The organism is Candidatus Chlamydia corallus (assembly GCF_002817655.1).
GTDB lineage: Bacteria > Chlamydiota > Chlamydiia > Chlamydiales > Chlamydiaceae > Chlamydia > Chlamydia corallus.
Window position 1 is genome coordinate 367,322 of record NZ_NWQK01000001.1, and the last position, 22,361, is coordinate 389,682.

Sequence of the window (22,361 nt, forward strand, 5' to 3'; positions counted from 1 at the left end):
TTCCCTTATCTTGTTAAAGATAAGACTCTCTTTTCTTTTGGTTTTCTGTACTATAGTATTTTATAAAAGATATATACTCATCCTAACACGTACCGTGGGACACACGGGAATCTACGCTTGTGGAGAAGATGTAAGCCGTAGCGTTCTTTAAACTCTATGCTGCCTTCAATGAAACAAGAATCCTCCCGCTTTAGTTAAGGAGAATGTCAAAAGAAAAAACGTTATATCTTGGAGTCATTTGTGTTAGAACATCCCCTCACCTTACAGTCTATGATTGCAACCATCTTACGATTTTGGAGCGAGCATGGGTGCGTCATCCATCAGGGATACGATTTAGAAGTTGGCGCTGGAACATTCAATCCTGCAACATTCTTACGCGCATTAGGACCTGAGCCCTATAAGACTGCTTATGTAGAACCCTCAAGACGTCCCCAAGATGGTCGGTATGGTATGCATCCTAACCGATTGCAAAACTATCATCAACTCCAGGTCATTTTAAAGCCCGTCCCTGAGACTTTTCTCTCACTCTATATGGAATCACTAGGAGCCATTGGTTTAGACCTTCGTGATCACGATATTCGTTTTATTCATGACGATTGGGAAAACCCCACGATTGGAGCTTGGGGATTAGGTTGGGAAGTGTGGCTAAATGGGATGGAAATCACCCAGTTGACGTATTTTCAAGCAATTGGAAGTAAACCTTTGGATACTATCAGTGGAGAGATCACCTATGGCATTGAAAGAATCGCGATGTATTTGCAAAAGAAAAGTTCCATTTATGATGTTCTATGGAATGACAATCTAACTTACGGGCAAATTACACAAGCTTCTGAACAAGCTTGGAGTCAATATAATTTTGACTACGCAAACACCGAGATGTGGTTTAAACATTTTGAAGATTTTGCTGAAGAAGCTATGGCAACTCTTAAAAACGGTCTTCCTGTTCCTGCTTATGACTTTGTGATCAAAGCATCGCATGCTTTTAATATCCTTGATGCTCGAGGAACGATTTCTGTCACGGAGCGTACGCGTTATATTGCTCGTATCCGTCAATTAGCTCGTTTAGTTGCCGATAACTATGTAGAGTGGCGCGCTTCTTTAAAGTATCCTTTACTTAGTCTTGCCTCAGAATCTGAGCCTAAGAAAACATTAGCATCTGCTATCCCTATTATTTCGTCTACTGAGGATGTATTACTAGAAATTGGTTCTGAGGAACTACCTGCGACTTTTGTTCCTATCGGAATACAACAACTGGAATCGTTAGCTCTTAAGGTCCTTGCTGATCATAATATCATTTATGAGAGCCTAGAAGTCTTTGGCTCTCCAAGACGACTAGCTTTGCTTATCAAAAACGTAGCTCCTGAGGTAGTACAGAAGGCATCCGAAAAAAAAGGTCCTATGCTCGCTTCTCTGTTCTCTTCCTCTCGAGATGTTTCTCTTCAAGGGCGGCAATTTTTTGCTTCCCAAGGTTTGAATATTTCTCATTATGAAGACCTTTCTCGACACGCTTCCTTAGCTATCCGTACAGTCAACAATTCGGAATATTTATTCCTATTATATCCTGAGGTAAAGTTGCGAACTGCGGAAATCTTAATCCAAGAACTCCCTTTGTTAATTCAAAAGATAAAGTTTCCCAAAAAGATGGTTTGGGACAACAGTGGAATAGAATATGCACGCCCCATACGTTGGCTATTAGCTCTTTACGGAGAACAAATCTTACCTATTACTTTCGGTAATATAGCAGCTTCAAGAAATTCTTTTGGGCACCGTCAATTAGATCCGAGGGAAATTTCTATTTCCTCTCCACAAGATTATGTAGAAACCTTACGAACAGCTTGTGTTATAGTTTCACAAAAAGAACGTCGGATGATTATTGAACAAGGGCTACGAGCTCATAGCTCTCCTACAATTTCTGCGATTCATCTTCCTCGTTTAATCGAAGAAGTTACATTTCTATCGGAGCACCCCTTCATCTCTTGTGGGCAACTTTCCGAGCAATTTTGTGCTTTGCCGAAGGAGCTTCTCATTGCCGAGATGGTAAATCATCAGAAGTATTTCCCTACTCATGAAAATTCTTCGGGAGCTATTTCCAACTTCTTTATTGTTGTTTGTGACAATTCTCCGAATGACACCATCATTGAAGGAAATGAAAAGGCGCTCACTCCTCGTCTCACTGACGGAGAATTTCTTTTCAAACAAGATTTACAAACTCCGCTAACGACCTTTATTGATAGGCTGAAATCTGTAACATACTTTGAAGCTTTAGGTTCTTTATACGACAAAGTGGAACGTTTAAAATCGCACCAAAGAGTATTCTCTACGTTTTTCCCCTTAGCAGCTTCCGAAGATCTGGGTATTGCTATCGAATACTGCAAAGCTGACTTAGTGTCTGCTGTCGTCAATGAATTTCCTGAGCTTCAGGGTATCATGGGAGAATACTATCTTAAGCACGTAAATCTTCCAACGGCATCTGCAATCGCTCTAGGAGAGCACTTGCGACACATTACTTTGGATCAAAAGATCTCAACCATAGGCTCTCTTCTTTCTCTTTTAGATCGTTTGGATAACTTGCTGTCGTGCTTTATTTTAGGACTTAAGCCTACGTCATCGCACGACCCTTATGCACTACGTCGCCAATCGTTAGAGGTTTTAACCTTATTACTAGGATCGCGGATCTCTATAGATTTTGCTTCTCTTCTAGATCGCCTAGCCGATCATTTTCCTAAGACCATTCAAAAAAAGGTCTGGGACAAGGCAAAGATCGTCGAAGAGATCCTGGATTTCATTTGGGGTAGGTTAAAAACATTTATGGGATCTCTAGGGTTTAGTAAAGATGAAATTGCTGCTGTTCTTACAGATTCTGTAACTAAAAATCCTATTGAGATTTTAGACATTGCGGAAGCTCTCCAGCTATTAAAGAAAGAGCATTCCCACCAGTTAATAGTGATTGCTACGACTCATAATCGTTTAAAGAAGATGCTTTCCTCTCTAGAATTTTCTATGGCCTCATACTCTATGGAAAGTTTTGGAGATCGTGAAGCTAACTTTAAGCGAATTCTTGATACTTTCCCACAGCCTCCTGAGAAAAGCTCGGCAAAGGCGTTTTTAGAATACTTCTTAGCCCTCTGCGGTCTTTCTAATGATATTGAAGATTTCTTTAATAATGTACATATTGCTACTGATGATGACGGCATTCGAAACTTACGAATTTCACTACTACTTTCTGCTATGGAGAAGTTTTCCTTATGTCATTGGGAATCTATAGCTATTTAATTTGATATAACATTTAGATAAAAGAAAACGCTCGTAAGAGGAAATCCTCCGAGCGTTTTCTTTTATTAAGAGAGTATCTGGTTTATGCTACGGACTACTCTTCTGAGTGAAACCCAGACTTACTTGTCTTCCGTTTCTGTAGGCTTTTCATCTGCTGATGCTTGTTCTTCATCTTCCCAACACTCTACTAAAAACGGAGTTCCTTCTTCTGTAACTTCTTCATCCGCAGTTAAAGGAACTGGGCTAACTTCTATGATATTTCCAGGTCCTTCTTTTGTGACACAAATAACCACAACACTTAACCCTTCAGGAAAAGACTCTTCCTCGAACAATTTTTTGAATGCTTCGATCTCGTCAAGCATGAGGTCTCGGACTGGAGGATAAATCAGTGGGACACCTCCTGAGGGCGCGAGCAGGACAAAGTTGGCTACCTCAGAAAATATAGATTCTGAAAATACAGAAATTACCCCGTTGCATGCCTGGTTTAACTCTACGCAGGATTCTGGATCGAAATTATTGTCGGGATTATAGAGTACTACAATAACCAGTGGCTTTTTCTCATTTCGTGATGCTTGCAAGGCTTGCAAATAAGAGCGATAAACTTGTATATCTTGAACTTCAACTATCTCCTGCTGATTGTTGTCATCGTTTTTTGGGCTTGGGCTACTCTCCTCACCGAAAAGAGGGAATATCATTAATAATGAAAGTAGAGATAGTGCGGTACGCATTTAATGCCTCCTTGTTTAATCAAAATTATTTCTGAGATAGGGTGTCAAAATTCTATTTTAAAAGATACTCTAATTCTTAGTTCCCAAAGGCAAGACAGCACAACATTGAGCCACGCCCTGTTTATCTATCAAAATATAGCATAAGCGAGGACCGTCAACAGCACTCACCTCGGGGAACATTTCTATAAAACTTCCCATATAGAAAATCACAGGATCCATCTTGTAAGGAAAGTCCATGGGACTAATTAACCCAGGGCATAAAACAACGGTATTAAAGCCCTTAGTGATTGCCTCGGGGAGCGAAAAGGAACCATTCGTTAAAGAAACAAATTCTTTGGTCTGTTGTTCAGAGAAAAAGACTAGAATTCCAGCTTTCCCCTCAGCAATAGCATTACTATAGGCAGCTTCGAACTTACAGAAGAGTTGAGAACCTTCTGCACAGGCAAGTTGTGTAGGCCATACAACCCCTTCATCCTTACCTACTAGAGGTTCTGCCGCTATTAAAGAGGGAGAGAAAAGAATAAGGGCTAGTAAAGTAATAAGGTAACGGTAAAACATAACTTTATTCACACTTTATTTAAACTAAAAGGACACTATCACAAACAATGAATTAGATCATTATAAATAGATAAATAAAAAAATTAAAAATATAGTTTTATAAAACCTGAGCTCTTTAGATCACAGTCAGGCTATGAATCTTCGAGACGAGGATAGAGAAAACCATATTTGCTAGGCTATAGAGAACAGGCCGCCGATATAAATAGCTAAGGGTAATTTGTAAGTGAAAGTAGCTCAAATTTAAATCACCTGATTTTGTGTTATTAAGCACTCCATTTCTAACCACTGTTGTGTTTGCCAGTCATGAAGAATAATGGAAGCTCCAAATCCATATCCGATTTCCTCTAGGAATTGACGAGCGCTTTCAGATAGAAGAAGCGTCTTGACGGCTGACGTTCCAATTGCTTCGGTTACGGAGATTCCTTGGGAGCGTGGAGAAGAAAGGAGCGTGTTCCCGTAGCAAAGGATAATACTTAAAAATGGTAGTAAAAATTTAAAAGCTTTCATGAAAAAACTAATAATAAAAATAAAAACGAAACAGTATTTTATATTAAATTTATTAAATTTTCAATGATTTAGAAATAAGATTGAATTTATTAAGAAACAACGAACCCGATCGGTCTGTTTAAATCATAATCGTTAAAGATCCCTTGACAAAAGATATGATGAAAAGTCTAAAAAACCCTGAGGTATGTTTTTAGAAAAACAAGAATTCTTTATAAAAGAAGGAGTGGCTTAAGAAAGAACTGGGTCTTCTGGATCTAGCAAACTGATTATTGTTCTATCTTTACGCAATTGAACATAATCTTCCAAAATTTCAAGCTTTTTATCTTGAGCATTTTGGTTGAGAGACAAGGGCTGGCATTGCTCGCGCCATTTCCTATCTGCCATTCTCTGAAGAGATTGTACGAAGATGGTATCTAGGGCACTTATGTTTAGGCGGCGTTTTGTTAACAATTGAAGAATTTCGGAATCAGAAAGCAGCTCAAGAGCTTCATCCAATGGAACATTTTTTCGATATTTTTCATAATAGGAAATCATAAAAACAAAGAGCTTCCTGCATTCGGAATGTTTAAAATCCTCTGGAACAAAGTAGTATTGTGCAGTATAGAGAATTTTAGCATTGAATCCGCAAAAAAGCATACAACGCAAGACATCTGTTTCCATCACAATATCGGGATGAAGCTTTGGAACTTTTTGTTTTATTGGAATTTTTTGTGGTGCAGTTTTCCCCTGAGGGTTTGCTAAGGACAATACCATATCTTCTGGTATGGTCATTAACGAGGCCAACTGCTTCAGATGCTCGTATACAAGAATAGGGCTACCCCAGTGCTTGATTTGACGAATAGCTTCTTCAACTATAAGAGCTTTTTCTCTTGGGCCAAATTTCGGGTAGGAGCTAATTTTTTCACTGATCAAAAAAGTAAGATAGTCTTCACTTTGTTCTAATAAGGCAATGAGCGTAGAGCTTCCTCGTTGCACAAGAAAAGAATCGGGATCATGGCCCTGAGGTAGCCTACATACAAATACTGACATCCCAGCAGTTTGACAAAGATCACCAACACGTAGTGCAGCTTTATTTCCTGCTTCATCACTGTCGAAAAGTAGAAAAACTTTTATAACTCCCAGCTTACTTAACTCTTTCACATGTTCCTCTGTGAATGCTGTTCCTTGAGCCGCCAATGTACAATTAAATCCTGAATCTATCATTTGCAGGCAATCAGCCTGTCCTTCTACTAAGATTACCTTTTTTTCTTTTGCTATCCTCCTACGAGAAAAGTTTAGCCCGAAGAGAATCCTCGACTTTTTGAATATAGGAGTTTCTGGAGTGTTCACATACTTGCCTCCTTGAGAGTTTTCTAAAAATTTCCTCGATGAAAATCCAATAGTATGTCCTAACGCATCATGGACAGGAAAAACGATCCTTCGCGAAAACAAAAACCATTTATTCCCTAAAAACCCTGCAGTATGCAGTTGTTCTTGTGAGATTTTCCTTTCTTGCATTGCTTGTAAAAAAAGAGACTGCTCGGGTCCATAACCCAAATGAAATCGATCTATTGTATCTGGGGAAAATCCGCGCTGATATAAATACTGCAAAGCCTGTCTACCTTCGGGAAGGTGATACAAGCAATAGCGAAAAAAAGTCTCCGCTTCACTGTTGATTTGACGCAGTTCTTCTTTCAATCCCTGAGGAGGAGTGTATCCTGAATCCTTAGGTTTCAGGACTAGATCTACTTGAAATTTTTTAGATAATACTAAAACAGCTTCGGTAAAGGAGTAACCTAAGTGCTGCATTAGAAAGCCAATGGCATCCCCGTGTGCACCACATCCAAAGCAGTGGTAGTGCGCACCCGTAGGATTCACAATAAAGGAAGGTGTTTTTTCTGTATGAAAAGGACAACACGCCTTGTATGTTGCACCTGATCGCTTCAAGTGAATGTGTTCTGAAAGGACGTCCACAATATCTATACTGTGTCTCAAGTTATCTAAGCTGTCTTCCGTATACATAGCAGTACCCAACTTGGTTATGCTGCAATTTTAACTTACAGATTTTTTGAGTTTAAAAAGACTAAGGCTCTACAAAATAGAGAGACTCTCCCCAATTATTGATTTACTTCTGTATTTTGTCTAATGTAGCGTTCCTTGCTGACTGAATTTCTTTTATACTAGGTAATTTTTATAAAAAGGAGTTTTCTATTTATAGCCTCCAAGGAAAGGATTTTCTACCGAGAATTGCCTTGGAATTAATACCGTATCATGTTTATCTTTCTTAAAGGGAAGCGGCCCTTGATGTGGCATTCTTAGTTCCCACTCTAGATTTAAAACTGAGGTTGTCTCTCAGGAATTTTAGAGACTCGTTCGAACACTCTACTTTCCTGTATAGTCACAGGAACTCTGGCAGAAGCCGCGGTAATAAGTTAGCTAAATGCATTTTAAATCCTACTGGTAATACAGAAACAATAACGTACATTGCGAATAAGTTATGACGGAAAAAAAACCTACCCCCATGATGGAACAATGGCATCAGTGCAAAGAAAAAGCTGGAGAGTCTGTACTTTTATTTCGGATGGGAGACTTTTACGAAGCTTTTTATGACGATGCTGTTCTTTTATCTCAACATTTGGAACTTACTCTAACACAAAGACAGGGGATTCCTATGAGTGGGATCCCTCACGCTACAGTCGATACCTATGTCGATCGCCTTATTAGCAAGGGATTCAAAGTTGCTATTGCGGAACAATTCGATGAGTGTTCAAAAGAAAAAGAGAGTAAAAAAACGGGTCCGATGGCCCGAGATATTCAAAGGTTTGTTACCCCTGGTACTTTACTTGCCTCCTCGCTGCTCCATGAAAAATCCAATAACTATATTGTTGCTATCAATCGTGTAGGATCTCTTTTCGGTTTTGCTTGTTTAGACCTTTCTACAGGATCTTTCCTTATTGAAGAATGTGATAATACTAAGGAGCTTGTTGACGAGATCTGTCGTCTTTCCCCCTCTGAGGTGCTCTCATATAGTAAATTTTACAATAAAGAAACCTCTGTTGTAATGCAGCTACAACAACACCTTAAGCTTACCTTATCCACATATGCAGACTGGGCCTTCGAACATAAGTTCGCCTCTCAAAAACTTACAACTCATTTTCGGGTAGCCTCTCTAGATGGGTTTGGCCTGAAAGGTTTGGTCCCAGCGATCAACGCTGCTGGAGGTCTTCTCTCTTATATCCAAGATAAACTCTTATTACCTACAAAACACATTGCGATTCCTAAAACCCGTGGAAAACAGCAGAAGTTGTTAATAGATACGTCATCCCAAATTAATCTAGAACTCCTAGCCCCCCTTAATGATCCTCAGGGGAAAAATTCTCTCTTGCGTATTATGGATCATACAAATACACCTATGGGAGGAAGACTCTTACGTCAAATTTTAGTCAGCCCTTTCTACAATCCTAAAGAGATCCTTGTACGCCAAGATGCTGTAGAATTTTTCTTTCGACAAGTGACATTGAGGAAAAATATCAAAACGTATCTTTGTCAAGTACGTGATATCGAACGTCTGATGACCAAGGTAACGACAGGATGGGCGGGACCTAGAGATATCGGTATGCTTAGAGATTCCTTTTGTGCAGGAGCTCAAATCTATGAACAACTTGCATCTTCTAATCTTCCCGAATTTTTTGTAAATACATGTTCCTTAGGTGCGGAATTATCCTCATTAATCGAGCTGCTTTCAACAGCATTACATGGGGACCTTCCTTTCCGTGTCTCGGAAGGAAATGTCTTTGTAGATGATTTCCACGATGATTTAAAACGTCTACGCCACAATCAAGGACATTCTCAAGAATGGCTTTGGGAATACCAAGAACGTATTCGTAAGGAAACAGGAATCAAGAAACTCAAAGTCTGTTTTGCTCAGGCTTTAGGATATTACATTGAAGTGAACAGCGACCTTGCTCCTCGGCTTCCTAAAGAGTTCATCCGTCGGCAATCACGACTACATGCAGAAAGGTTTACTACTGTTGAGCTGCAACAGTTCCAAGATGATATGTCCAACATTTCTGATAAACTTCAATCTTTAGAAACCCAATTCTTCAAAGATCTTTGCTCACAAATCCTACAATTACGTACAGAGATCTTGACTCTATCTCAAAATCTAGCAGATCTAGACTATATAATTTCTCTTGCGGAGCTCGCAGATACCCAAGGCTATTGTCGTCCTCGTTTAGATACAAGCGATGCCTTATGTATTTATCGCGGCTGCCATCCTGTAGCAAAAACTCTTTTAGATACTGGGAAATTTATTCCCAATGACACTGAAATGCGTGGCTCACAAACCCGGATGATCCTACTTACTGGGCCTAACATGGCGGGGAAATCTACGTATATCCGTCAGGTAGCTCTTTTGGTGATTATGGCTCAAATGGGATCCTATATCCCTGCAAAGTCAGCCCACATCGGAGTTATTGATAAAATCTTTACTAGGATAGGCGCTGGAGATAACCTCTCAAAAGGAATGTCTACTTTCATGGTAGAAATGGCTGAAACTGCCAATATCCTTCACAATGCGACCGACCGCTCCCTAGTAATTTTAGATGAGGTAGGAAGAGGTACAAGTACTTATGATGGCCTTGCCATTGCTCAAGCAGTTGTAGAATATCTTCTTTTTACTGATAAAAAGAAGGCTAAAACGCTCTTTGCAACTCATTATAAAGAGTTGACTACTTTGGAAAATCATTGCCCTCACGTAGAAAATTTTCATGCTGGTGTTAAAGATAAAGCGGGGCAACCTGTTTTCTTATATGAGATTCTTAAGGGACACTCACAAAAAAGTTTTGGCATTCATGTTGCCAGGCTTGCTGGCTTTCCCCTTTGTGTGGTATCGAGAGCTCAGCAGATCTTAAGACAATTAGAGGGCCCAGAATCGATTACCTCTCCTGTTCAAGATAAGATGCAACAGCTTACGTTATTCTAGTTATGCGCATTGAGGATTTTTCTCTCAAACTCATTCCTGCCTCTCCTGGAGTCTACTTGATGAAGGATATCCAGGGTCAAGTCCTCTATATTGGCAAAGCTAAAAATCTCAAAAATCGCTTAGCATCATATTTTCATGAGAAGGGGGACTCTCGAGAACGAATCCCATTTCTTCTAAAAAAGACCGCGACTATTGAAACTATTGTCGTTTCAAATGAAACTGAGGCTCTTCTTTTAGAAAACAATTTAATTAAGCAGTACCATCCAAAATACAATGTGTTGCTCAAAGATGATAAAACCTTTTTCTGCCTTGCAATTTCCCTCTCCCATTCGTGGCCAAAAGTGGAAGCGGTTCGTACCAAAGGGATCACCTCTTCACAACGACAATTGATTTTTGGTCCTTATGTAAGTGCTGAAGCTTGTCACACACTTTTAGAGGTCATTAGTCAATGGTTTCCTCTTAGAACCTGTTCAAATCGAGAGTTTGCCTTAAGGAAGCGGCCCTGCATTCTTTATGACATGAAGCGTTGCCTTGCTCCTTGTGTGGGACGCTGCACGCGCGAAGAATATCAAGGAACCTTAGAAAAGGCGATTCTCTTTCTCAAAGGAAAGATCGAAGAAGTTGTCAAGAATTTAGAAAAAGCTGTTCAGAAGGCCTCTGATAACTTGGAGTTTGAGCAAGCAGCTAATTACTACCGCACTTTGTCATTAATTAAGCAGGCAATGGCAAAGCAGCAAGTTGAAAAGTTTCATTTCCAAAATATTGACGCGCTTGGTCTTTACAGGCATAAACAAAGGACTATTTTAACGATTCTTGCCGTCCGCTCAGGAAAACTTCTTGGAGCCCGCCATTTCTCTTTCTTTGAAAATGCTCAAGAAGATCAAGACTTCCTCTCCTCCTTTATTTTACAATACTATGTTAACCAGCCTCATCTTCCCAAAGAAATTTTACTACCTCTTCCTTTAGAATTTCCAACTCTCGCTTCCTTACTGAATGCAGATGCTCCCCCCCGCTTACGTTCTCCAAAAACAGGATATGGAAAAGGACTTCTCAATCTTGCATATCAAAATGCCAAGACGTATGCAGCAACTACAACCTCTTCATCAACTCTTCCCTACCAAGAATTCCAACAAGTACTGCGAACATCACAGTATCCTTACCGCATAGAATGCTACGATAATGCCCATATGCAAGGCGCTCATGCTATCGGAGTGTACATTGTATTTGAAAATAGTGGGTTCGAGCCCAAGCAATACCGCACGTTCTCCATTGATTCTGAAAAGACTAAGAATGACTTAGCTCTATTAGAAGAAGTGCTCTTAAGAAGGTTTCATTCATTGACCACCGCTCTTCCTGATATGATTGTGATTGATGGAGGAAAGACTCACTATAACAAGACAAAAAAAACACTCCAAACCCTCAACCTTACTGGAATCCAAGTCGTTACTATAGCAAAAGAAAAAAGTAATCACAGTCGAGGGTTAAATAAAGAGAAAATTTTCTGCGAAACCTTTCCAGAAGGTCTTTCACTTCCTCCAACTTCTAATTTATTACATTTCTTTCAAATCCTTCGTGATGAAGCGCATCGGTTTGCGATTAGTAAACACAGAAAAAAAAGAGGCAGGGCTTTGCTTATACAAGAAAAAATCCCTGGAATTGGGGAGGTAAAACGAAAACGATTATTGCAGAAATTCAAAAGCTGGGAACAAGTAATGCGTAGCTCCCAGGAAGAGCTGGAAGCTATTCCTGGGCTAACTAGGAAAGATATCGAAGAGCTTCTTACAAGGCAAAAAGCTTTCAACAAGTCTGAATAGGCTTATCCTTCGGAATTCTCCATCAAGAAATCTTCGGGTGAAGGAAGATCTTGAACTAATACTTCTTCTTCACTTTCTTCATCAATAGGATCTTTTGGTTGTGTCAATCCCTTGATAACCACGTGCACAGCAGCCACGTGAAGTCCTGTATACTCTGAAATTTCCGAAACAATACAGCCTTGGATTTCTTCTGTTTTTTCTGGTATAGAAACACCGTAATCTACATTTACTTCAACACGAACTTTGACTAAATGGTTTTTCGAATCTTGTTCTACATAGATTCCCTTCATTCTTTCGATATCTCTGCCAAATAGAGCATCTATTAGATTTCCTCCAAGGAGGGAAACACCATTAATTTTTGCTAAACAATGCAAAATAATTACTTGGATAACACGAGTTTCGATATCACGGCTGAATACTGTTTCAGGAAACTCAATCTCTTTGACATCTAATTTTAAATTTTGTTTTTCCATTTTTCCTCCTCCAATGCGCTCTATTTCTTCTCTAGAGAAATATAACACCGTGGAAATAATAAGTGTTAGTGACAATCTAATAGTCCAGCGGTTAATATGCTACATTCATTAGACCCTATTTCTAGTTACTTTACATGACTTACGGGTTCCCTTGCAGCTTTTTGGGAGCAAAGAAAAATAATCGTAACACTAAACGTTAGTTTTTTGTTTTAGAAATTTTAAACTCTGCAAGCTTAATTTTCTCTTTATTCTTCCTTCTCCCTAGAACAATGTATCAGAAAAAAGCCAAAATCGTCCTTGTTGCAACTACTCCTCTGAAATTTAAATTTTGTTTTGTATTTTCCTTTCCAAACTTACCCTATTTCTCTAGCGAGAAATGCAACACTGTGGGAATAATAAGTGTTAGTGACGGTCTACTAATCTTGCAGGTACGCTAGGCTTTATGCTTCCTATTTCGATTTTATTATTTTATGTGATTCTAGGTTGTTTATCTGCCTACATAGCAGATAAAAAAAACCGAAACCCGATTGGCTGGTTTTTTGCGGGAGCATTTTTTGGATTTATCGGTCTAATTGTTCTTCTTCTTCTTCCTTCTCGTCAAAACAATACTTTAGAACAGGCCCAAGGTAACCCTTTTGATAACTCCAATCTTTTTGATGATCTAAAAAAAAGCTTCGAAGGTAAAAACAAAGAAGAGGAAGACGAACCATTATCATCGGAAGATCTTAAAGAAATTGTTATTGATACAGAGAAATGGTTTTACTTAGATAAAGAGAGAAAAAACGTAGGTCCCCTATCTTTTGACAGTTTAGTCTTATTTTTAAAAGATCAAGAATCCTGCTCTAAAGAAAAAATCAATCCAAAAGAAATTTGGGTTTGGAAAAAGGGAATGGAAGATTGGAAACGAGTGAAGGATGTTGCGGCACTACAGCTGGCTTTGAAAGAAACAAAATAAAACCCCACACTCTTCTTAAAATAGAGTTGGGGTTTAACTAGAATAGACTACCAACTAGCTTTAATGACTCCAGGAATTTCTCCCATAGAAGCCATTTGTCTAAAACAAATTCTAGAGACAGCAAACTTTCTTAAGTAGCCTCTAGGACGACCTGTCAACAAGCACCTATTATGCAAACGTGTAGGAGAGGTGTCTCTCTTCATTTTATTTAAAGCGATGCGGGCACTCTCTTTTTCTTCTTTGCTAACAGACAAACTCTTCACGATTTTACGAAGGTCTGATCGTTTTTTAAAATTAGCCTCTACCAATCGTTGACGCTTAGCTTCTCTTGCTATTGATGATTTTTTCGCCATGCGTTTTACCTAAATTTTTTAAATTACTTTTTACGGGCAGGTCCTGTTTGGCGCTGCTTTCGATTTGGATCTTTCTTATTAATTACGTAAAGGCGTCCTTTGCGGCGGACCAATTTATCCCCCTTAGATGGATCAGCCTTAACAGATGAACTAACTTTCATGAAAATATTACCTTCACTTCTCATAAAAAAGGAGAAGCATATTAAGTTACAACAAGGAACCAATTTAATCTCCTAGAAGCTTTTTTGACAATATCAGACTGTCATCTCTCGAATTTTCTTAGATCAGTTAGAAGAAAGCTGGTGTCTTCTTGTTGATCTTTATTGATATAATCTTCTAAAATTTGGCCGAAGCCTCTCTAGTGAGACTAGTAAACCGTGAATGAGGCTAGGAATTATAGGGAGACACTGTGAAACGGACTTATCAACCTAGTAAAAGGAAACGCCGCAATTCTGTGGGTTTCCGTGCTCGTATGGCCACAAGAAATGGAAGAAAACTTTTGAATCGCCGTCGCCGCCACGGCAGACATGCTCTAGTCGATTTGTAATTTAGTATTTTGTGCACCAATTAACTTTACCCAAACATGCTCGTATTTTGAAAAGAAAGCAATTTCTTTACATTACGCGATCAGGTTTCTGTTGTCGTGGCAGCCAGGTGACTTTCTACATAGTCCCGTCTCGGCATCCTGGGATTTGCAGGGTTGGTATTACTGTGTCTAAAAAATTTGGAAAGGCCCATGAAAGAAATTCTTTTAAGCGTGTCGTTCGTGAAGTATTTCGGCATGTCCGCCATCAGCTTCCTAATTGTCAAATTGTTGTTTTCCCGAAGAGACATAAGCAGCAACCCAGTTTTTCAAAACTTCTCGAAGATTTTATAAATCAAATCCCAGAGGGGCTGAGTCGTTTCGGGAAAACTAAAGCTACGACTGGTGGCGAATGTATTCCAAAGAACGAGAAATATGCGAACGCACCTCGTTAGGAGCAGCTTCAAAAGCGACTTCTGCGTGTTGCAGAGCTTGATGCCATTGATCGGAGTCTAAATAAAATTGAGCGATCATCATTTCTATACGCCACAAATTATCCTTATCCTGTTGCCCAAATTGAGAAATATAACTTTCTAAAGGGGCTATTACCTGGCTGGCGTCTTGACGCACGCCAGTTCGAGATCTTTTTGCCAGTTCTTGAAACTCTATAAGAGCTACGGTAAAATGTGTTTGCTTTTCATTTTTAGGATCTTTGTGGAGAAGGCGTTTTTTAATTCTTTGACACTCCTCGGAATCCATTTTGCCTACTTCTACTAACAAACGAAACTTCTCGGATAAGAAAAAGTAGTCATCACTACGCACACCAAGTTCAAGAGCATGATTGAGAAATTCTTTATAAGAAAGCTCTTCAGCAAGTCGATAATACCTTTGTAGTACTGATAAAGATAGAGACGCCATAACTGGGAACGCCCTTCTTAGTAAAGAATCGCTTTCTACGATATGGCAAAGACTATCTCCTAAATTGGAGCCTGTCTCGTTTCCAAAAGAGCCTATTCTATAAATTTCTCTCTCTTCATGTGAGAGTAAAATGATGCAAGGCAGCTCATTAATTTTGAATTTAGATTTCAAAGCAATATTCTGCTTACGAATGCCTTCAACCTGGGGTCTATGTTTTAGGTAATCAACTTCCACACAAACGAACTTACCTCGCACTCTTTTGATAAATTCTGGTGATTCTAAAACCTCTTTCCAGATTTTCATACAGGAGCCATTCCAGTCGGAACCAGAAAAAACAACAAGGAGAGGAAGTTCTGCTTCCTTACTCTTTTGCAAAGCTTCCTGATAGTTCGGGTGCCAAACAATGGTATTAGCATCATTGTTCTGGGCTGCTTCTAGGTTAAGGAAGCTCACACTCAACAAAAGAGTAGCTAAGACCTTCAACTGTTTTAAGGAACATCGTTTGATATTTTGTAACAGGATCACAGGCTACCTCCTCCTTTCCTAAGATTAGGGTGCAATTTATTCTATTCAGGGCGGGCCAGATATGCCTCTAGAACATCTTTTTAGCGACTCTTGTTGTATAGTCTTTTTTTTATTAAAACGAAATAAAAAACACTACTTAAAAACGTTGAACTTCGCTACTAAAAAAAATTTAGCTTCTATTGCATGAATAAATATGAAACTCTAAGAATATTTATGCGATTTTTTATTTCTTTTGAAAAGAAAGAAATTTGCTATCTTTTCTCTTCCAAGATTTTCGAAAGTAAAAATCATGGATCTAGAAAATTTATTTTGTTAGCATAAGCGGAAGAGACTGATGTTAAATTCTTTCTGTATGTGCAGCAACAAACTCCTCAGTCAAGAGTGATACAGTTATGGCATTTTCTCCTATAGAAGGTCTCTATTTCTACAATACAGCATCTCAAAAAAAAGAACCTTTCTTCCCTAATCATACCCCTGTAAGACTGTATACTTGCGGTCCTACGGTTTACGACTATGCTCACATAGGGAACTTCCGAACGTATGTTTTCGAAGATGTTCTCAAGCGCACTCTGTTATTCTTTGGTTATTCTGTAACCCATGTGATGAATATTACTGATGTAGAAGACAAAACCATAGCAGGAGCCTGCAAAAAAAATATTTCGCTGCAAGAATATACTGAGCCGTATATTGAGGCTTTTTTTGAAGATCTCAATACTTTAAATATTGCTAAAGCCGATTTTTATCCCCATGCGACACATTACATTCCTCAAATGATCCAAGCAATTACAAATCTCTTAGAGCAGGGAATCGCCTATGTAGGCCAAGAGGACCCCTCTATTTACTTTTCTCTTAACCGCTTTCCAAATTACGGGAAACTCTCTCATCTTGATCTTAGTAGCTTACGCTGTTCCTCTCGTGTCTCTACTGATGAATATGACAAAGAAAACCCAAGTGATTTTGTACTTTGGAAAGCATACAATCCAGAACGTGACGGAACAATTTATTGGGAAAGTCCTTTTGGAAAAGGTCGACCTGGATGGCATTTGGAATGTTCGATTATGGCTATGGAACTTCTTGGAGACTCTTTGGATATCCATGTGGGAGGCGTAGACAATATATTTCCCCACCATGAAAATGAAATAGCTCAATCTGAAGCTCTATCAGGGAAACCCTTTGTACGCTACTGGCTGCATTCAGAACATCTTCTCATTGATGGGAAGAAAATGTCGAAGAGCTTAGGGAACTTCTTTACTCTGCGAGACCTTCTAAACCAGGGATTTACTGGTCAAGAAGTACGCTATATGCTGTTGCAAAGCCATTACCGTATGCAACTCAATTTTACAGAAGAAGCTCTTCTTTCCTGTAGGCATGCCTTACGTCGCTTAAAAGATTTTGTTTCTCGACTTGAAGACGTTCCTCTCTCTGGGGAATCTCCCCTCCCTAAAACCTTGACCTCTAGTAATCAATTCCTTTCAGCTTTCTCAGGAGCTCTTGCCAATGATTTAAATGTTTCTACAGGATTTGCATCTCTTTTTGATTTTGTTCATGAGATTAACAGTTTGATAGACCAAGGGAATTTTTCTAAAGCCGATTCTCTCTACATATTGGAGATTCTTAAGAAAGTCGATAGTGTACTTGGTGTCCTTCCTTTAACCACAATCGTGCCCATTCCAGCAACAGTGATGCAACTTGTTGCAGAACGTGAGGAAGCTCGAAAAGCTAAAAATTGGGCAATGGCAGACATCTTGCGTAATGAGGTACTTGCTGCAGGTTTTCTTATCGAAGACAATAAGTCAGGACCTAAAGTAAAACCTCTTTAAAATTATGTCTTCTCCACATCGAAGCGCCGCATGACAGGGAAATACAATACATCGCGTATAGATGCAGCATTTGTAAGAATCATAACAAGCCTATCTACACCAATACCAAATCCTCCTGCAGGAGGCATTCCTTGACACAAGGCTTCCAAAAACTCTTCGTCAATAGGATGACACTCGCTATCTGAAAGTAGTTCTTTTTTGGCATACTGTTGCTCTAATAGTTGTCTTTGACGAATAGGATCATTCAGTTCCGAATAGGCATTACATAACTCCTTCCCTAAACAGAAGCTTTCAAAGCGCTCTACAAAGGCAGAATCTCCAGAGCGCAGGGTTTTACATAAAGGGGTTGTCTCTATAGGGTGATCTGTAATGTGGTGAGGGGCTATTAAATTATCAGATACCAGTTCATCAAATAAAGTAACGATCAACATCCCCCGGGAAGCGTTCACAAATGCAGTCTCTGGCAAGGTCGTTTTTGCCTTCAATATTTCCTTAAGCTGGTGATCACTATGAACGTCAACATCAATATTTGCATAGGTCGCGATACTTTCTTTCATTGTCATCCGAATCCAAGGAGCTTTAAAATCCACCTCTTGAGGACCGTGTTTCCAATGAGAATAGACAAGAGATGTATTGTTTTGGTTTAAAGCACGAACAAGATGTTCGATAAGATTTTCTACAAAGACCATAACCTCTTGATAATCCATGTAAGCAGCATACGCTTCTATCATCGTAAATTCAGGATTATGAGTTCTATCAATTCCTTCATTTCTAAAGACCTTCCCAAGTTCATAAATACGAGGAGCTCCTCCTACTAGGATTTTCTTCAAGGCGATTTCCAGGGAAATTCTCAAAAACATTTCAGAGTGTAAAGCTTCCATTGTTGTCGTGAAGGGCCGAGCTTCTGCACCTCCATAGATATTTTGTAATATAGGAGTTTCTACCTCTAAGAAGCCATGAGCGTCCATATACTGGCGAATGAGCTTGATAATATAACTTCTTGTTACAAAGGTATTGCTAACCTCTCTTGAGGAAATTAGATCTAACCAACGCTTACGGTAGCGGACTTCTTTATCACTCAAACCCGCATGCTTATCGGGTAACGAAAGTAGGGATTTACAAAGTAGAGTTACCGTCTCTACAAGAACCGTAAGCTCTCCAGAATGAGTGAAGAATAGATAGCCATCAATCCCAAGAATATCTCCTAAATCCAACTTCTTTTCTATAAACTTAATCGGAGTGATCTCAGCATCTTTAGAAAGTCCGTTTACAGAGGTAAACTCGCGGTTGAACATCACTTGGATGGTTTGATTATGGTCTAAAATCTGTCCGAAAGCATTTTTCCCCATGGCACGGAAAAGAATCAAACGCCCAGCAAAACGGACTTTAGGAGTAGACCTACTCATAGCAGCTTCGCTATTCCCTAAATCTTGATTAGCAAACGTTTTTTTAATATCTTCGCATGAAAGAACTCCTGGAAATTGGTAAGGATAAGGTGCTACGCCCAACATAGAAAGTTCCTGAAGTTTATTCATCCTGTATAAAAAATCTTCATGATCTAAGTATTCTGCTTTCACCGTCATTCTTTCCCCTACCTTAGTATGTTTGTATAAATACCGCTTTGTGTTACAAGCCAAGACTCTGAAATCACTCTATCTAAATTTATAAAGAGCTGCCTAATCCCATCAAACAGAGTATCTGATGCTTTAATTATGCGACAAATTTTATATAGCTTCTGAAATTTTTTGGATCTCTTAAAAAAGTCTAGTGAAACTTTAAGTTCATAAAGAGAATCGCAACAGCGTTTGCGCTACTTCTATAAACCGATAAATTATTCTCTATTCTCTGATTCTTTTCGAAGATTCTGACTCTTCTTCAAGTTCTACGCATATATCAGTCAAAGATTTGCAAAGAATAAACATTTTAAACTTTGGTATTGAAATAAAAAAAGAGAAACCTTAGAATTTTTCCTCTTTAGTCGTAATTTATAGTTTAAAAAGTAATTTGTGAACAGCACACATAATTTTTCCTCTCAATTCCGTTCTAACTGGCGGAATCCCCTTATGGATAAGCTGCCACCCTCTTGGGGGGGGGGGGATTTGTGCCGTTAGCTTCCAAAACAGAACAAGTCGTAAGTTTTTTTTCCTATTATTTCCACCGTAAAAATACGTTACTCCAAGCTCTTAAAACTTCGCCTAAGCAATAGAAAACAAGAGTACTGTAAATTTTTAATCGCTCATAATCCTCTCTATATTTGCGGGCATCGCCTTTTCAAATGGGGGAACAGTTACAGATCTATTTTGACAAGCTATCCGTTTATTCGAGAGCAGATGTATCAAGAAATCAAAGGCTGGCTACCCCATCTCTTGAGAGCAACTCTTTTTATTGCGCCAAATTTTAATTTAAAAACTTTTACAAGAGGTTTTCATGAAAATCTATAGTTTTTCTCCTGGAACTTGTCCTAACTGGCAAACCGCTCTTATGAGTAAATTAGACTCGTATTGTTGTTTAGGAGGGGGAAACCGTTACCCGAATTATCAGTACAAGTCCCTCTGGACTTATTATAGCTAGAAAAGAGACAGCCCAAGTTTCTATGTTAATAAAAATCTTAAAAATCCTTTCACTCCTTCTCTTGCCTATTATTTTAATTGCCTTAGCAATTCGCTTCTTTTTACATGTAAAATTTGATAGACGATGTTTCTACATACCAGTAAATGTGACTAAGCAAGAAGAACTCGTCCTTGCTAAGAATCCTGAGCTAGTTAAAAAAGCTGCTTTAGAGGTCTCCCCTGCCTTCTTTGCTCTGCCTAAAAAATATCAAATTATGACAATCAAATCTCCTGAAGGGCAAACACCTGAAATTACCTTCTCTATAAATATAACCAAGCTTGGACAAGACCTACTATCGGCGAAAATCCCATTCTTAAACATAGACTTAGACTCCTTAAAATGGCCTAAAAAGGATCTGGATAAGCATTTTGACTTCGCCTACGATCGGCAGTTTTCCTCTACAGAGGAAACACTAATTAACCGAGTTCGAATGATGGAAAAGGAGAACGGAGATAAAGAGTGGATGTGTTTTGAAAGCAAAGAACTTTTGGCACGTTATTTCGTAAAACGATTGTTTCAACCTTCGGATCTACAACACGCTTCTTCCCCCGAATTAAATAAAATAACCTTCCTTCCCTTTGGCAATGAAAACCAAGAAACGATATGGGGACCCCCTCTTCTTTAAAAGAAACGAGAACAACCCCCTTGCCCTCCCTCCTGGAACGATAATCATAAAACTCCTTACAGTCCTGGGTTTGAGAATCCCACAACAACGTAGTTATTTTGGTAATCCTGTCAAAGATCCGTATTACGGAGATCTTGAACACGAGAAGCAAGGGTGTGTGTTTTATTGGGAAAATGCAAACCAATCTATATTGCAAGATCACGGGCTTTTTAAATAACCTTATAAAATCTTTGGATTTCACGGTTAATTGTGCTCAATGCATTTGAAGTTTGAGCCTATACACTGGGCCTCAAACTTCTTTACAAAGTTAGAGCCAAATGAAAAATGCTTTTCCTTTTATTTCCTGACTGCTTAAAATTGTATGTCCCCAATTCGATACGCCTACCACTCTCCTCCTAGTCTTAAAGGCTAGCTCCAGAACTAGAACCTCTGAATTACAATACAATTAAGAAGCTTTCTGAAGAAATCCTGGCAAGTCTTCCTATAAAAAACTAAAACAATTACAATGCATGTTCTTTTTCTTGTATTTCCCCTATACTTTGCCCACTTCAAAATTTAGGAACCACCTATGATTCAAAGGCCTACCCTAACAAACTTCTATGAAGATTTACTACTATTGACTGACCCGCAGCCTTCTCTCATAATGTTTTCTTCAAAGAAAGCACAGGCATCTTGGGAAAGGCGCAGAGCTCACCCCACTTTGTTTAAGATTTTGGAAGTGATCTGGAACATCGTTAAATTTATTATCGCAGTCATTTTGTTCTTGCCAGTGGGGTTATTCTGGGTACTTCAGAAATTGTGTCAATTTCTCATTCACCCTGCTCCTTTCATATCTCAGCACATGCCAGAAAAAGCTGTGAAGGATACAAGAGCTGTCTATGTTTCCAAGCTCAAAGACCTCCTTAGTCTCAATGAAATTTCAGCAGTCCAGCGTGTGGTTATGCAATATGACGAACTGCTTATCGATAGTGTGGCTATAAAACTCCCCAATGCTTTCCCGAAAAGATGGATTCTTTTTTCTCAAGGAAACCTTGGGTCTATAGAAAACCAATTTAATCAAGAAAAATGCTCTATACACGAGCTGGCAAAAGCCACCCACTCTAATATTCTTATGTTCAATTATCCAGGAGTAATGTCTAGTCAAGGATCCGTGACACGAGAAAATCTCATTAAGTCATACCAGGCATGCGTACGCTATTTACGAGATGAAAATACAGGTCCGAAAGCCACTCAAATCATTGCTTTCGGATATTCTCTGGGGACAAGTGTCCAAGCCGCAGCCCTAGATCGTGAGATCACCGATGGCAGTGATAAAATCTCGTGGATTGCCATAAAAGATCGAGGCCCCCGATCCTTAGCAGATATCGCAAATCAATTTTGTAAACCCCTAGGTTCCGCTATTGTAAAATTAGTAGGTTGGAACATAAACTCTGTAGAGGCTAGTGAAAGACTGCCTTGCCCTGAAATTTTCATTTATAACTCTGATAAGGACGGAAAGCCAGTTGGCGACCACCTCTTTGAAAAGGAAAATTGCGTGGCAACTCCTTTTCTAGATCCTGATAGAGAAAACACCGTTGGAACTAAACTCGCTCTAACCACAACAGGTCTTCTCCATGCAGCCCCTCTCCCAAGAAGCATAATAAAGAGATTAGCGAAGACTATCTCTGATTATTTAAATGCTAAAAAAAACAAGTCTGAAAAAATTGATTAAGCGAC

The 22,361-nt window shown here is 39.1% G+C and carries 20 protein-coding genes; 11 read left to right on the forward strand and 9 right to left on the reverse strand.

The window, feature by feature from the left end; genetic code table 11:
* The first annotated feature begins 240 nt into the window (after positions 1-240).
* Entirely contained in the window at positions 241-3,273 is a 3,033-nt protein-coding gene (locus CMV32_RS01615; RefSeq protein ID WP_192940628.1) for a glycine--tRNA ligase, read from the forward strand.
* A gap of 119 nt (positions 3,274-3,392) precedes the next feature.
* Here CMV32_RS01615 and CMV32_RS01620 read toward each other — a convergent pair whose 3' ends face one another.
* From CMV32_RS01620 to dnaG, 4 genes are all read right to left on the reverse strand, one after another.
* Positions 3,393-4,001 carry a CT795 family Sec-dependent secreted effector gene (locus CMV32_RS01620; RefSeq protein WP_100934189.1) on the reverse strand — a complete coding sequence of 203 codons (609 nt, stop codon included), beginning with the start codon at positions 3,999-4,001 and terminating at the stop codon, positions 3,393-3,395.
* Between the two features lie 69 nt (positions 4,002-4,070).
* Positions 4,071-4,559: a CT795 family Sec-dependent secreted effector gene (locus tag CMV32_RS01625; RefSeq protein WP_100934190.1), complete on the reverse strand. Its 489-nt coding sequence runs from the start codon at positions 4,557-4,559 to the stop codon at positions 4,071-4,073.
* A gap of 240 nt (positions 4,560-4,799) precedes the next feature.
* Entirely contained in the window at positions 4,800-5,066 is a 267-nt protein-coding gene (locus CMV32_RS01630; RefSeq protein ID WP_100934191.1) for a hypothetical protein, read from the reverse strand.
* A gap of 228 nt (positions 5,067-5,294) precedes the next feature.
* A complete protein-coding gene (gene dnaG, locus CMV32_RS01635) occupies positions 5,295-7,067 on the reverse strand; it encodes a DNA primase (protein ID WP_100934192.1) in 1,773 nt (590 codons plus the stop codon).
* Positions 7,068-7,542: 475 nt separating this feature from the next.
* Between dnaG and mutS the strand changes: the two genes are divergently transcribed.
* Both mutS and uvrC read left to right on the forward strand, forming a co-directional pair.
* Positions 7,543-10,029, forward strand: coding sequence for a DNA mismatch repair protein MutS (gene mutS, locus CMV32_RS01640; RefSeq protein ID WP_100934193.1), 2,487 nt, complete (start codon positions 7,543-7,545; stop codon positions 10,027-10,029).
* Between the two features lie 2 nt (positions 10,030-10,031).
* Complete coding sequence (gene uvrC / locus CMV32_RS01645) at positions 10,032-11,843, forward strand: excinuclease ABC subunit UvrC (protein ID WP_100934194.1); 1,812 nt, start codon at positions 10,032-10,034, stop codon at positions 11,841-11,843.
* Positions 11,844-11,845: 2 nt separating this feature from the next.
* On the opposite strand, the gene CMV32_RS01650 is transcribed toward uvrC, so the two are convergent.
* Positions 11,846-12,316, reverse strand: coding sequence for an Asp23/Gls24 family envelope stress response protein (locus CMV32_RS01650; RefSeq protein WP_100934350.1), 471 nt, complete (start codon positions 12,314-12,316; stop codon positions 11,846-11,848).
* 442 nt (positions 12,317-12,758) lie between these two features.
* On the opposite strand from CMV32_RS01650, the gene CMV32_RS01655 reads away from it, so the two are divergent.
* Positions 12,759-13,271: a DUF4339 domain-containing protein gene (locus CMV32_RS01655; RefSeq protein ID WP_100934195.1), complete on the forward strand. Its 513-nt coding sequence runs from the start codon at positions 12,759-12,761 to the stop codon at positions 13,269-13,271.
* 47 nt (positions 13,272-13,318) lie between these two features.
* Here CMV32_RS01655 and rpsN read toward each other — a convergent pair whose 3' ends face one another.
* Together rpsN and rpmJ are read right to left on the reverse strand one after the other, a co-directional pair.
* Complete coding sequence (gene rpsN / locus CMV32_RS01660; RefSeq protein ID WP_100934196.1) at positions 13,319-13,624, reverse strand: 30S ribosomal protein S14; 306 nt, start codon at positions 13,622-13,624, stop codon at positions 13,319-13,321.
* A 23-nt stretch (positions 13,625-13,647) separates the two neighbouring features.
* Positions 13,648-13,785 carry a 50S ribosomal protein L36 gene (gene rpmJ, locus CMV32_RS01665; protein ID WP_100934351.1) on the reverse strand — a complete coding sequence of 46 codons (138 nt, stop codon included), beginning with the start codon at positions 13,783-13,785 and terminating at the stop codon, positions 13,648-13,650.
* Between the two features lie 248 nt (positions 13,786-14,033).
* Here rpmJ and rpmH point away from each other — a divergent pair, with 248 nt between their 5' ends.
* Together rpmH and rnpA are read left to right on the forward strand one after the other, a co-directional pair.
* Positions 14,034-14,171: a 50S ribosomal protein L34 gene (gene rpmH / locus CMV32_RS01670; RefSeq protein WP_100934197.1), complete on the forward strand. Its 138-nt coding sequence runs from the start codon at positions 14,034-14,036 to the stop codon at positions 14,169-14,171.
* Between the two features lie 11 nt (positions 14,172-14,182).
* Positions 14,183-14,602 carry a ribonuclease P protein component gene (gene rnpA / locus CMV32_RS01675; RefSeq protein ID WP_100934198.1) on the forward strand — a complete coding sequence of 140 codons (420 nt, stop codon included), beginning with the start codon at positions 14,183-14,185 and terminating at the stop codon, positions 14,600-14,602.
* Here rnpA and CMV32_RS01680 read toward each other — a convergent pair.
* The gene (locus CMV32_RS01680) at positions 14,544-15,590 is read right to left on the reverse strand and encodes a thioredoxin family protein (protein ID WP_100934199.1); all 1,047 of its coding nucleotides are present in this window, start codon (positions 15,588-15,590) and stop codon (positions 14,544-14,546) included. The two genes, rnpA and CMV32_RS01680, sit on opposite strands and share 59 nt — an antisense overlap.
* Positions 15,591-15,982: 392 nt before the next feature.
* Between CMV32_RS01680 and cysS the strand changes: the two genes are divergently transcribed.
* Positions 15,983-17,410 (forward strand): cysteine--tRNA ligase, encoded by a 1,428-nt coding sequence (gene cysS, locus CMV32_RS01685; RefSeq protein ID WP_100934200.1) that lies wholly within the window; start codon positions 15,983-15,985, stop codon positions 17,408-17,410.
* Between the two features lie 2 nt (positions 17,411-17,412).
* Here cysS and lysS read toward each other — a convergent pair whose 3' ends face one another.
* On the reverse strand, positions 17,413-18,993 hold the full coding sequence (lysS, locus tag CMV32_RS01690; protein ID WP_100934201.1) for a lysine--tRNA ligase: 1,581 nt from the start codon (positions 18,991-18,993) through the stop codon (positions 17,413-17,415).
* Between the two features lie 844 nt (positions 18,994-19,837).
* Between lysS and CMV32_RS05455 the strand changes: the two genes are divergently transcribed.
* From CMV32_RS05455 to CMV32_RS01705, 4 genes are all read left to right on the forward strand, one after another.
* Positions 19,838-19,981 carry a hypothetical protein gene (locus CMV32_RS05455; RefSeq protein ID WP_192940629.1) on the forward strand — a complete coding sequence of 48 codons (144 nt, stop codon included), beginning with the start codon at positions 19,838-19,840 and terminating at the stop codon, positions 19,979-19,981.
* Entirely contained in the window at positions 19,974-20,645 is a 672-nt protein-coding gene (locus tag CMV32_RS01695; RefSeq protein WP_239923137.1) for a DUF648 domain-containing protein, read from the forward strand. Before CMV32_RS05455 ends, CMV32_RS01695 begins: the two co-directional genes overlap by 8 nt.
* Positions 20,605-20,862: a hypothetical protein gene (locus CMV32_RS05460; RefSeq protein WP_100934202.1), complete on the forward strand. Its 258-nt coding sequence runs from the start codon at positions 20,605-20,607 to the stop codon at positions 20,860-20,862. Before CMV32_RS01695 ends, CMV32_RS05460 begins: the two co-directional genes overlap by 41 nt.
* Positions 20,863-21,213: 351 nt before the next feature.
* Positions 21,214-22,356: a CPn0927/CPn0928 family alpha/beta hydrolase fold protein gene (locus CMV32_RS01705; protein WP_100934203.1), complete on the forward strand. Its 1,143-nt coding sequence runs from the start codon at positions 21,214-21,216 to the stop codon at positions 22,354-22,356.
* Positions 22,357-22,361: the final 5 nt, after the last annotated feature.